The organism is Clostridium arbusti SL206, assembly GCF_000246895.1.
In the GTDB taxonomy this organism is placed as follows: Bacteria; Bacillota; Clostridia; order Clostridiales; family Clostridiaceae; genus Clostridium_I; species Clostridium_I arbusti.
This window is the reverse complement of sequence record NZ_BAEV01000044.1, coordinates 1-13127: the sequence shown is the minus strand read 5'-3', so window position 1 is coordinate 13127 and position 13127 is coordinate 1. Positions and strand designations below refer to the sequence as shown.

The 13127-nt window shown below is 30.3% G+C and carries 11 protein-coding genes; 10 read left to right on the top strand and 1 reads right to left on the bottom strand.

Annotated features, from left to right (window positions below; all coding sequences use genetic code 11):
• The first annotated feature begins 89 nt into the window (after positions 1-89).
• From guaB to RH99_RS09525, 4 genes are all read left to right on the top strand, one after another.
• Positions 90-1544 carry an IMP dehydrogenase gene (guaB, locus tag RH99_RS09540; RefSeq protein ID WP_010237063.1) on the top strand — a complete coding sequence of 485 codons (1455 nt, stop codon included), beginning with the start codon at positions 90-92 and terminating at the stop codon, positions 1542-1544.
• Positions 1545-1743: 199 nt separating this feature from the next.
• Positions 1744-3276 (top strand): glutamine-hydrolyzing GMP synthase, encoded by a 1533-nt coding sequence (guaA, locus tag RH99_RS09535; RefSeq protein ID WP_010237060.1) that lies wholly within the window; start codon positions 1744-1746, stop codon positions 3274-3276.
• Between the two features lie 303 nt (positions 3277-3579).
• Complete coding sequence (locus RH99_RS09530) at positions 3580-3960, top strand: phage holin family protein (RefSeq protein WP_010237058.1); 381 nt, start codon at positions 3580-3582, stop codon at positions 3958-3960.
• Between the two features lie 260 nt (positions 3961-4220).
• Complete coding sequence (locus tag RH99_RS09525; protein ID WP_010237056.1) at positions 4221-4598, top strand: hypothetical protein; 378 nt, start codon at positions 4221-4223, stop codon at positions 4596-4598.
• Between the two features lie 85 nt (positions 4599-4683).
• On the opposite strand, the gene RH99_RS09520 is transcribed toward RH99_RS09525, so the two are convergent.
• On the bottom strand, positions 4684-5331 hold the full coding sequence (locus tag RH99_RS09520) for a superoxide dismutase (protein WP_010237054.1): 648 nt from the start codon (positions 5329-5331) through the stop codon (positions 4684-4686).
• 463 nt (positions 5332-5794) lie between these two features.
• Here RH99_RS09520 and RH99_RS09515 point away from each other — a divergent pair, with 463 nt between their 5' ends.
• From RH99_RS09515 to eutC, 6 genes are all read left to right on the top strand, one after another.
• Positions 5795-6376, top strand: a complete 582-nt coding sequence (locus tag RH99_RS09515) for an ANTAR domain-containing response regulator (RefSeq protein WP_010237051.1) — start codon at positions 5795-5797, stop codon at positions 6374-6376.
• A gap of 1 nt (position 6377) precedes the next feature.
• Positions 6378-7793 carry a GAF domain-containing sensor histidine kinase gene (locus RH99_RS09510; protein WP_010237049.1) on the top strand — a complete coding sequence of 472 codons (1416 nt, stop codon included), beginning with the start codon at positions 6378-6380 and terminating at the stop codon, positions 7791-7793.
• 366 nt (positions 7794-8159) lie between these two features.
• On the top strand, positions 8160-9575 hold the full coding sequence (locus RH99_RS09505; RefSeq protein ID WP_010237045.1) for an ethanolamine ammonia-lyase reactivating factor EutA: 1416 nt from the start codon (positions 8160-8162) through the stop codon (positions 9573-9575).
• Positions 9576-9591: 16 nt separating this feature from the next.
• Positions 9592-10929, top strand: coding sequence for an ethanolamine permease (gene eat, locus RH99_RS09500; protein ID WP_010237043.1), 1338 nt, complete (start codon positions 9592-9594; stop codon positions 10927-10929).
• A 23-nt stretch (positions 10930-10952) separates the two neighbouring features.
• Complete coding sequence (locus RH99_RS09495; protein WP_010237041.1) at positions 10953-12323, top strand: ethanolamine ammonia-lyase subunit EutB; 1371 nt, start codon at positions 10953-10955, stop codon at positions 12321-12323.
• A 14-nt stretch (positions 12324-12337) separates the two neighbouring features.
• A complete protein-coding gene (gene eutC / locus RH99_RS09490) occupies positions 12338-13045 on the top strand; it encodes an ethanolamine ammonia-lyase subunit EutC (RefSeq protein ID WP_010237038.1) in 708 nt (235 codons plus the stop codon).
• Positions 13046-13127: the final 82 nt, after the last annotated feature.

The window sequence follows — 13127 nt, the reverse complement described above, 5'->3', positions numbered from 1 at the left end:
GCATGTGAAAATAAATATGCCTTAATGGAATTGGCACGCTTTTTTGACTATAATAATTTGTGAAATGCAATGAAAGGAAGATGTTAATAATGGCTAAAATTTTAAAACAAGCCTATACTTTTGATGATGTTTTGTTAGTACCTAATAAATCTGAAATTTTACCGAGGGAAACCAAGCTTAGCACCAATCTTACTAAAAATATAAAATTAAATATACCACTTATGAGTGCAAGTATGGACACCGTAACTGAATCTAAAATGGCTATTGCTATGGCAAGAGAAGGCGGTATTGGTATAATTCACAAGAATATGACAATTGATGAGCAGGCTTTAGAAGTAGATAGAGTAAAGAGACAAGAAAATGGAGTAATAACTAATCCGTTTTCATTAGCACCTGAAAATATAATTGAAGATGCTCTAAATTTAATGTCTAGGTATAGAATTTCTGGTGTTCCAGTAACTGTAGAAGGAAAATTAGTAGGTATAATTACAAATAGAGATATAGTGTTTGAGAATGACTATAAGAGAGCTATTTCAGAAGTTATGACTTCAGAGGGACTTATAACTGCAGTTGAAAATACTACATTAGAAGAAGCAAAGGAAATATTAAAGAAACATAAAATTGAAAAACTTCCTTTAGTTGATGAAAATAATTATTTAAAGGGACTTATTACAATCAAGGATATAGAAAAAGTTAAGGCATTTCCAAATGCTGCAAAGGATAAACAGGGAAGGCTTTTGTGTGGTGCTGGTGTAGGTGTTACTGGAGACATGATGGAAAGAGTAGATGCACTTGTGAAAGCACATGTTGATGTTATAGTACTTGATACTGCACACGGACATTCAAGAGGGGTAGTTGAAGCTGTTAAGAAGATAAAAGCTAAGTATCCTGATATTCAAATTATTGCAGGAAATATAGCAACGGGAGAAGCTGTAAAAGATCTTATAGAAGCTGGTGTTGACTGTGTAAAAGTTGGTATTGGACCGGGATCTATTTGTACAACTAGAGTTGTTTCAGGAATAGGAGTACCACAATTTACAGCAGTTATGGATTGTGTTGAAGTTGCAAACAAATATGGAGTACCTGTAATTGCAGATGGTGGACTAAAGTATTCAGGAGATATAGTTAAAGCACTTGCAGCAGGAGCCAGCGTAGCTATGCTAGGATCAATGTTTGCTGGATGCGAAGAAGCACCAGGAGAAATAGAAATATATCAAGGTAGAAGTTATAAGGTATACAGAGGTATGGGTTCTTTGGCTGCAATGGCAAATGGAAGTAAGGATAGATATTTCCAAGAAGGAAATAAGAAGCTTGTACCAGAAGGCGTTGAAGGAAGAGTGCCATTTAAAGGATCGGTGGTAGATACAATCTATCAGCTTGTAGGAGGTATTCGTTCAGGTATGGGATATCTAGGAGCTATAGATTTACACACTATGTATGAGACTGCAAACTTTGTGGTTCAGACATCTGCTGGATTAAGAGAAAGTCATCCTCATGATATATCTATAACAAAAGAGGCACCTAATTACAGTGTTAATCAATAAAGTTTAGTTACCCATTGACATAAGTTAAGTATTATAATAAGTTTATTAGTGTAGGTTATCCATTCATAAATATAGTGAATGGATAATTATATATTAATAGCTTATTATGATGTTAGGCAAATTCAAAGAAATAACTAGTGAGTATGCTAGTCTATTTTATATCATACTGCGTTAAGTATAAAAAAATTCGGAGGAAAATATGAAAAGAGAACTTGTTTTAGTTATAGATTTTGGTGGTCAATACAGTCAGCTTATTGCTAGAAGAGTAAGAGAACATAATGTATATTGCGAAATAGTTCCATACACATATTCTATTGATAAAATTAAGGAAAAGGATCCAAAGGGAATAATTTTCACTGGAGGTCAATATAGTGTTTATGGTGAGAATACACCAAAGGTTGATAAGGAATTATTTGATCTTGGAATTCCAATACTTGGTATATGCTATGGTCATCAGCTTATAACTCATACACTAGGTGGTAAAGTAGAAAGTGCAGAAATCAGAGAATATGGAAAGACTGAACTTAATCTTTCTAAGGATTGCAAAATCTTTGATAAAATAGAAGAAAATAATATAGCTTGGATGAGTCATACAGATTATGTATCAGAACCGCCAGCAGATTTCAAAATAATAGCAACTACTAAACAATGTCCTGTAGCGGCAATGGTAAATGAAGAAAAGAATATATATGGAGTTCAATTCCATCCTGAAGTTGAGCACACAGTTTTTGGAAAAGAAATGTTAGCTAATTTTTTATTTAAGGTTTGTGATTTAAAAGGTGATTGGTCAATGTCTTCTTTTGCTGAAGAAAAAATTAAACAAATTAAAGAAATTGTTAAAGATAGAAAAGTTATCTGTGCTCTTTCTGGTGGGGTTGATTCTTCAGTAGCTGCAGTACTTGTGCATAAAGCTATAGGTAAACAACTAACTTGCATTTTTGTAGATCATGGTCTTCTTAGAAAAGATGAGGGAGATCAAGTTGAACATATCTTTAGAAAACAATTTGATATGAATCTTATAAGGGTAAATGCAAAAGATAGATTTTTAACTAAACTTTCAGGAGTTAGTGATCCTGAAAAGAAGAGAAAAATTATAGGTGAAGAATTTATAAGAGTATTTGAAGAAGAATCAAAGAAGTTAGGAGATATAGCTTATCTTGTTCAGGGAACAATTTATCCAGATGTAGTTGAAAGTGGTACTGCTACTTCAGCAACAATAAAAAGTCATCATAACGTAGGTGGACTTCCAGAAGATATGGAATTCAAACTAATAGAACCACTTAGAGAACTTTTTAAAGATGAAGTTAGAGCTGTAGGAGAAGAACTTGGAATACCTCATAAATTAGTTTGGAGACAGCCATTCCCAGGACCAGGACTTGGTATAAGAGTTCTTGGAGAAATAACAGAAGATAAGCTTGAAATAGTAAGAGAAGCAGATGCTATATTTAGAGATGAAATAGCAAAAGCAAATCTTGATGAAAGCATATGGCAGTACTTTGCATGTCTTCCAAACATAAGATCAGTTGGAGTTATGGGAGATGAAAGAACTTATTGTCATACAGTAGCACTAAGAGCTGTAACAAGTTCTGATGCAATGACTTCTGACTGGGCAAGAATTCCTTATGAAGTCTTAGATGAAGTTTCAAGAAGAATAGTAAATGAAGTTAAAGGTGTAAACAGAATAGTATATGATATTACTAGTAAACCACCTGCAACCATTGAGTGGGAATAGCTTTTGAGGTAACGTGAAGCCTTGAAAACACTGAGTTTATAACAATAATATTTAAATTAATAGATAAGTCATTAAGGTGTATTTTTAATAATACATCTTAGTGGCTTTTTTCGTTTTTTGATATAAATTTAGAGGCGGTTTAGAGCGGTCGCTTGGAGATATTAAAGGCAATATGTAGTTTAAGAAAATGCATAGCATAAGTTCTCACTTTATTAAATAAAAATAGAGTGGGGATTTTTTTAAAAGCTAATAGGATAATGGTTTTTAAATTGTCAAAAATAAATTGTTCAGAGGAGTTGGAAGATGAAAGAAATATTAATAAGCCAAGTACTAACACCAATTATAGAAGTAATAATAAGTACAATATTAGGTATTGCACTCTACTACGTTAGAAAATTCTATAATAAACATAAAGATTTTCTGGAACTACAGAGACAGCAGTTAATACAGAAGATTAATATAGACAAATATAATAAAGATATAGCTGTAGTAAAAAATGCGGTTAATGCAGTAGAACAGTTAGGTAAGGAGAACAAATGGGAAGGTACAATTAAGCACGCAAAAGTTTTAGAAATAATTAAAGACAAGACAGGACTCACAGATGAACAAATTTTTAATGTAATCAAAGGTGCTGTTTTGGAAGTTAATTGTTTGAAGTCTACAGAAACCACTAAACAGAAATAATATTTTAATTATCATTAAAATAGCAAAGAAGGTACACGTGTAATATTGTGTACCTTTTCTTAAGTTGGTGAACTCGAAATAAAACTTAAAGAAGTATTGAATATTCAGCAGAAATTCATATTTTCCAATTTAACTGGGTGTCTATCTTTTTAATAAAGGGATCTCATTACTTTTATATCATGTATAAATGCTATAAAACCATACCATACTAATAGTGTATAAAACATATAATTAAATATTTATAAAGGATGTGCTTTACAGTGAAAAAGTTTAAAACTTTTAATAGGGCAGCTATTATACTGTTAGCTTTTGTTATGTCCACACTTTTATTTGCAGGATGTGGTAATAGAAACACTTCAAGTTCTAAAAATTCAACACAAAATTTAGTTGAAAAACAGCCTAATAAGGATGAGATTAAGAAAAATTATGAAACTGGACTTCAAACATTAGTAAACGATGCTACAATAACTAAAGATCAGTCTAGTAAAATATTAGATGCGCTTATAGCAAATATAGATAATATAAGTGAAGAAAGTGGAGAAAAACAAAAGGATACTCTAAATAAGTTAGTAAGTGATAAAGTTATTACCCAAGAACAAGCAGATAAAGTAATCAATGCTTTAACAAAAAATAGATAAAAGAGATAAAAGGAGAAGCTTAAACAGGTTACTCCTTTTTCTCTTTTTATTATAAGTTTTTATTTTTATATAAAAGTCATTAAGATTAATAAGGTAATTCAAACGGATATTTATTGTATCGTTTCATATTTGTAATCTGAAGTGCAGAAACATATTTTGCAAATCTATTATTTAAAACCTTCCAGTTTATGTTTTTAATAAATGTAGATATATATTTTTTTCTATCTGCCCCAAAATCCATAAAATATGCATGCTCATAAACATCCATAACTAGTAGTGGATATGAAAGCCATACGGCACCTGTATCGTGTAAATCACTTCCTATTATATGAAATCTATTATCTATAGAATCAATGGAAAGAATTGCCCAGCCTCTCATGGATAAACCTACATTTGTTAGATAGGATATAAAATTATCATAAGAAGAAAATTGATCTATTATGGCTTTTAATAAAGGACCACTTGCAGTGTTGTTGCCCCCGGTCATATTTTGAAAATAAAGTTGATGAAGTTTTACACCATTTAATGAGTATGTTTCACCGAGTTTTAAACTTCGCATTTTTGAATAAGTTGGATTACTATCAGTATAATTACTGGGTATATATGGAGTATTCCAGATTTTATTTAAGTTAGTTACATAGCCCACATATAGCTTATAATGTTCATCTAATTGTCTTGCTGAAATGCCATTAACTGATTTTAAATCAAAGGTTTTAGGTTTTATATCATACAATTAAATCACTCCTACAAAATATATCTTTATATATTATGTAGTAAAAAATTTAAAGGTTCATATAGAAGTAAAATTTATTTATAAATGCTAAAATCTTAGGATTATTGACGATTAAAATAGTTGTTATTCTATATTGGAGAGGCCTGTATTATATTATATAAATATAGTATAATGTAAAAAAATATTGCACTATTAACATGTAGACATAATTTTGAAGCGGTTAAATAAGATTAACATAAGAAAGTTTCTCATAAATGATGGAGTTATAATCATATTTCTTATTTATTCGTTGGCGTATTTACTTGGAAAATATTTTTATTATGTTACTCATTAATTTCAATATATTTATATGATAATTATTCTTATAAGGCACATTCAAATAAATAACTAGTCAGTATGCTAGTATATTTGACTTACTATTTATTTTCATATGCCTAAAAGTTTTATTAAGGGGGTTTTAAATATGAGTAGTAAAATAGTATTAGCAGAAGATGAACCTATTACAAGAATGGATATTTCCGAAATGCTTACGTCTTCTGGATATAATGTGGTTGGAGAAGCTGCTGATGGACTTCAAGCTGTGGAATTATGCAGAATACATAAACCAGATTTAGTACTTATGGATATAAAGATGCCTAAATTGGATGGTATACAAGCAGGTAAACTTATAATTAAAGAAAACCTTGTAGATTCAATAATGATGCTTACGGCTTATAGTGGAAAAGAATTTATTGATAAGGTTAAAGAAATAGGAGCTATTGGATATATAGTAAAGCCCATAGATGAAAGAAATCTAATTCCTCAAATTGAAATTGCGATTTCAAAGGGGAAGGAAATAAAAAACATTAAGAATGAAATTATTGAAGCTAAAGAAAGAGTTCAAGATATTAAAATAATACATAAGGCAAAGGAGTTTTTGATGGATAAATATTCCATAAAGGAAAATGATGCTTATAAACATATTAGAAAATTGAGTATGGATAGGCAATGCTCAATTCTTGAAACCTCAAAAATTTTAGTTGAACGTTACAGAAAGGTAGATTAATATGTTAAAGAAGTTATGCGAAAAACATACTGAGTTATCAAAAGAGGACATATGCATATTAGAAAGTATTGAAGAGCATCTTCCTAGCATTTCAAATTTAGTGAAAGGTGATATATTCATTGATTGTTTAATTAGAGATTCAGGTGCTGCTATTGTAGTTTCAGAGGCAAAACCATCAAATACCCTATCATTATATAAAAATTCAGTAGTTGGTGAATTAGCTTTAAGAGAGAATGAGCCAGCTGTGCTTAGAACACTTGAAATAGGTATGGGAACTTCTGATTTAAAGGCCATTACTCAGGAAAACAGAGTAGTAAAACAGAATACTGTACCTATCAAGAATACAATAGGTGAAGTGATTGCAGTACTTATAATGGAAAAAGATATAACGGAAGATATAAGTAAAAATAGAAATATGGAAATATTATCAGAAACTACAGATCAATTAACTCAAACCATTATGAATCTAAAAGAACCTGATTTACGAAATACCATTGATTTTAATCTTATTAATGATGCTATACTTGTATTTGATAAATATGCAATTTCTATTTATGCAAATCATACTGCTGAGGAATTATACAAAAAACTTGGATATAAAGATAATATAATAGGAATGAAATTTAACAATTTAGTATTGAGTAAAGTTGATTTTAATAACATAATAAGCAAAAATAAATCCATATCATTTGAAATAACTATGGGAAAATTTTGTTTGCAGATAAAATATGCAGTTTCAAAAAAATCAAAGGATGAGTGTACTGTTATCATGCTGATTAAAGATATAACAGATATAAGAGAGAAGGAAAAACAACTTATATTAAAGGCTGTAGCTATAAGAGAAATTCATCATAGGGTTAAAAACAATCTTCAAACTATAGCAAGTATTTTAAGATTACAATCAAGGCGAATAAATAATGAAGAAGCTAGAAATGCTTTTAATGAAAGCATAGGTAGGATACTGAGTATAGCAGCAACTCATGAGGTATTAGCTCAAAATGGCATAGATGATGTGGACATAAAAACTATATTAGGTAAGATTAAAGATAATGCCATAAGAAATTCTATACAATATAATAAAAAAATTGATATAAAACTTTTAGGGGATAGTTTATATGTGGACTCAGATAAAGCTACTTTTATAGCTATTATTATAAATGAATTAATTGAAAATTCTCTTGAGCATGCTTTTGTTAAAGAAAATCAGGGGTATATAGAGATTGTTATAAAAAAGGGTATTATGTATTCTAATATATCTGTAAGAGATAGTGGACAAGGCTTTAATAAATATCCTAAAGAACATGGAAGCCTTGGTTTAGATATTGTTAAAAGTATAGTAAAGGATAAACTGAATGGAGATATGAATATTGAATCAAATATCAATGGCACAAAAGCTATGTTTTCATTTTTAAATTGATAATATAGCTTTCAATTAAAGAAATATATACTAATGAATGTTATAAGAATAGGAATATATTGCTTTGATTGAAACATTTTCATTGTAGAGGGAATATTACATAAAAAATGTATAATTAATAATAAAAATAATAGAATTTTATTATATCTTTATAAAAATATACTTTACATTGATAAATTATTATGGTAGACTTATTTTAAATTATAAAGGAAGTGCAACGGAGCACTTATTTAAATTTATAATTATAATAAACTTTTTAATATAAATATTAGTTTAATAAGCAATGGAGCTTAAAACATATAAGGTGTTTTAAGCTCTTTTTTAGTTTGAGTATAAATTAAAGAGGAGGAGATGAATTAAAAAATAATGCAAGAAAAAATATTAAGCGTGGGAATTGATATTGGTACAACTACTACACAGATTATATTTAGTGAAATCACAGTACAAAATACAGCCAGTTCTTTCTTGGTACCAAAGATTAAGATTACCGAGAAAAATATAATTTATAGAAGCAAAATATATTTTACTCCATTGTTATCTAAAGATAAGATAAATTTGAAAGAATTAAAGAAGATAATATTAGAAGAGTATAGAATGGCAGGTGTAGAAAAAGAGAGTATTTCCACTGGAGCAATTATTATAACAGGGGAAACTTCTAAAAAAGAAAATGCTGAACAGGTTCTAAATGTACTTTCAGATTTTGCAGGAGACTTTGTAGTAGCTACTGCTGGAGCTGACTTAGAAGCAGTATTAGCAGGTTTTGGAGCAGGAAGCGCTGAAATATCTAAAAATACTTTAGATAAAGTTATAAACTTTGATATAGGTGGAGGAACTACTAATGCAGCTATATTTTCTGAAGGAGAGCTGATAGATTCTTTCGCATTGAATATAGGTGGAAGACTTCTACGGTTTGATGAAGAAGGAAATGTAATCTATATTTCTAATAAGATAAATAAATTAATTTGTAGTTTAGGATTAAACATATCTATTGGAGTTAAACCTGAGCTTAAGTATTTAAGAGTACTTGCAGATTCATTTGCAAATATTCTGTTCAAAATCAGCAATAATAATAATTTATTATGTGAAGAAAAAAATCTTTTTATTGAACATGATAATAAAAAAATAAAAGTTCAAACTCTAATATTTTCAGGTGGTGTTGCAGAATTCATATACAGTGATTATGAAGTAAGCACATTATCAGATCTTTTAAAGTATGGAGATATAGGTCCCATTATTGGAATTTCTATAAGAGAAATTTTAAAAAAATACAGGTGTAAGATTTTAGAACCAAAAGAAAAGATAAGGGCTACTGTAATAGGGGCTGGAAGTCACTCTATAAAAATAAGCGGAAGTACTATAGATTTTAATGAGAATATATTGCCTATTAAAAATATTCCTATAATAAAGCTCAAAGATAATTTATTATTAGATGAAAAATCTTTATGTGAAGGTATTTTTAATAAGATAAAACTGTATTCAGAATATGCAGTTGTTGCTATAGCATTTAAGGGATTAAAAAGTCCTTCATATAAGAATATACAGACTATAGCCGGGGGGATAAGCAAGGCATTTCAAAAATTAAAAGATCAACCAATAATAATTGTTGCTGAAAATGATTTTGCAAAGGCTCTTGGACAAATCTTAAGAAATAAATGTGGAATGTATAAAAAAATAGTATGTATAGATGGCATTTCAACTAGTAACGGAGATTATATTGATATTGGAAGACCTATAGCAGGTGCCATACCTGTTATGGTAAAAACATTAATTTTTAATAGTTAATAGGAGGAAATTTATAATGGAAAATAAATTAAAAAAGACACTATCCCCATTTCAACTTTGGGCTATTATTGTAGGTATGGTTATATCGGGAATGTATTTTGGATGGAATAATGCACTATCATTTGCAGGACCTATAGGTTTTATAATAGCAATAGGAATTGTAACACTGTTTTATACTGCGTTTATGTTTAGTTACGCAGAATTAGCTACGGCTATACCCGATGCAGGTGGATCTTCTGAATATGCAAGCAGAGCAATGGGAAGGTTTGGAGGATTTTTTGCAGGGTTTTCATCTATTATGGAGTTTTTATTTGCAACACCAGCAATAGCTATATCTATTGGAGCTTATATTCATTTTATTATACCGATAGTGCCGATAGTTCCAGCTGCACTTATAACTTATGCAATCTTTATAATTATAAACTGTGGAGGTGTTAAAACTGCAGCTATCATTGAAACTGTAGTAACTATTGTTGCCATTGTAGGACTTATAATATTTGCATGTGCTAGTTTTACACATATTGATACTACAAAAATAATAGGACAGAATTCCTTTAGAGGAGGTTTTAGGGGAGTATTTAATGCAATTCCATTTGCAATATGGTTTTATTTAGCTGCAGAAGGTGGGGCTATGTCAGCAGAGGAGTGCAAAAATCCTAAAAAGGATGTACCTAAAGGCTTTATACTTGCAATACTTACTCTTGTGGTTTTAGCCCTTATAACTTTTATATGTACAGCTGGAGTATTAGATGCTAAAGTTTTGGGATCTACTGATTCACCACTACCACAGGTTTTGGATGCAATCTATGGAAAGGGAAATGTGTTTTCAAAATTAATGAGTTTTATAGGATTATTTGGACTTGTAGCAAGCCTTCATGGAATAATAATGGGATATTCAAGACAAATATTTGCTATGTCTAGATCTAGATATTTACCTAAATTCTTATCAAAGGTAAATGAAAAAGGTTCGCCAATTACAGCTATAATTATACCAAGTCTTATAGGTATGCTATTTGTACTCTTGAATAATACTGCAACAATTATAGTAATATCAAGCTTTGGGGCAATTGCACTTCATGCGGTAAGTATGATTTCATTGTTGATTTTAAGAAAAAAGGAGCCAAACTTAGAGAGACCATATAAAGTTGCCTATTCTTTACCAGTAATATCTCTTGTATTAGATGGAATATTACTAATAACTGTTGGATATTCCAATGCTTCAACAGTATCTTTTGTAATTGGAGCTTACGTACTTGCAGCTATTTATTATTTTGTATATTCAAAGGTTACAGCTTCAGAAGCTAAAGATATTAGTTCAATAGAAACAGTGCAGGAAGAAAATAAGGCAATTTAAATATATGAGACGGGTGATTTTTTATGAATTTGAAAACAATATTATTTAATAAAATCTATGAATTTAAAGATATAAAGGATTTACTGGCAAAAGCAAATGAGGAAAAATCAGGGGATTCACTAGCAGGAATAGCAGCCGATAGTACGGAGGAACGGATAGCCGCAAAAATTGTATTAGCAGATGTTACTCTTGAAGAATTAAGAAACAATCCAGTTGTTTCCTATGAAGATGATGAAGTTACAAGACTTATACAGGATTCAGTGGATGAATATGAATATAGTAAAATAAAATCTATTACAGTGGGAGAATTTAGAGAATTTATACTTAGTTCTTCAGAAGAAAAAATAAAATCAATAAGGGATGGACTTACAGCTGAAATGATAGCTGCAGTTACAAAACTTATGAGTAATATGGATCTTATATATGCAGCACAGAAAATTAGTAATACAGCTTTTTGCAATACAAAAATAGGAGAGAGAGGAACTCTTTCCTCAAGACTTCAGCCAAATCATCCAACAGATGACATAGAGGGAATAATGGCGTCTGTTATGGATGGAATGAGCTATGGAGTAGGCGATGCTGTAATAGGTTTAAACCCCGTAAATGATAGTATAGATAGTGTATCTAGAATTTTAAGAAAGTTTAATGAATTTACTACTGAATGGGATATTCCAACTCAAAATTGCGTACTTGCTCATGTAACTACTCAAATGGAGGTATTAAAAAAGGGTGTTCCAATGGATTTGATGTTTCAGAGTATAGCGGGTTCAGAAATATCCAATAGAAGCTTCGGAATAAATATTGCTCTTATGGATGAAGCATATGAACTTATGAAGGAAAGAAAAAGTTCAAAGGGAGAAAATTTCATGTATTTTGAAACTGGTCAGGGTTCTGAACTTTCATCTGATGGTCATAATGGCTCAGATCAACTTACTATGGAAGCAAGATGTTATGGATTTGCCAAAAGATACAATCCATTTTTAGTTAATACAGTTGTTGGATTTATAGGACCTGAATATTTATATAATGGAAGTCAAGTTACAAGAGCTGGACTTGAAGATCATTTTATGGGTAAACTTACAGGATTACCTATGGGAGTTGATGTATGTTATACAAACCATATGAAAGCAGATCAAAATGATATGGATAATTTATCAATGCTTTTGACAAATGCCAATTGTACGTATCTTATGGGAGTTCCATGTGCTGATGATATAATGCTCATGTATCAATCTACAAGTTACCATGATATTGCAACTTTAAGAGAAATATCGGGTAAAAGACCTATTAAAGAATTTGAACAAAGACTTGAAGAATTGGGTATTTTAAAAGACGGAAAGCTTACAGAAAGGGCAGGAGATCCAGCTATATTTTTAAAAAGAGCGATGGCTTAGAATGAGGTGAAGTTATGAATATGGATTGCGAAGTATACAAGCATATGAAAAAAACAACTAATGCAAGAATTTGTGTTGGAAGGGCTGGCGCGAGATATAAGACGAAAACCCTTTTGAAATTAAGGGCAGACCATGCAGTAGCCATGGATGCTGTTTGGTCTTATGTGGATGAAACTATTATAGACAAACTTAATTTTTTTAAGGTTAAAACCTTAGTTATGAATAAAGAGCAATATATACAGAGACCTGACTTAGGTAGAAAGTTTTCTGAAGAGACTATAGAGTGTATAAAAAACAATTGCATAAAAAGTCCAGATGTCCAAATAATAGCCGGAGATGGATTAAGTTCACCAGCTATCAATGCAAATATAGAAGATATATATTATATAATGAGGGATGGACTTAAAGCAAAAGGCTATAAGATGGGAACTCCTATATTTGTAAAATATGCTAGAGTTGCTACTATGGATAAAATAAGTGAAGCACTAAATGCTAAGATTACAGTTTTACTTGTAGGAGAGCGTCCAGGACTTGATACGGGTGAGAGTATGAGTAGTTATATGGCATATGAAGCAAGTAGTTCAAAATCAGAATCTCAGAGAACGGTAGTTTCTAATATATACCAAAATGGAACACCACCAGTAGAGGCTGGAGCACAGATAGTTCATTTAATAGAATTAATGATGCTAGAGAAGAAAAGTGGTATTGATTTAAAAATATAAAATATTGATTTTATTAATAATATTTCTCGAATTCCTATTCCTAGAGGTAAGGAGAAATTAAAAGTATTATTAGTATATATAG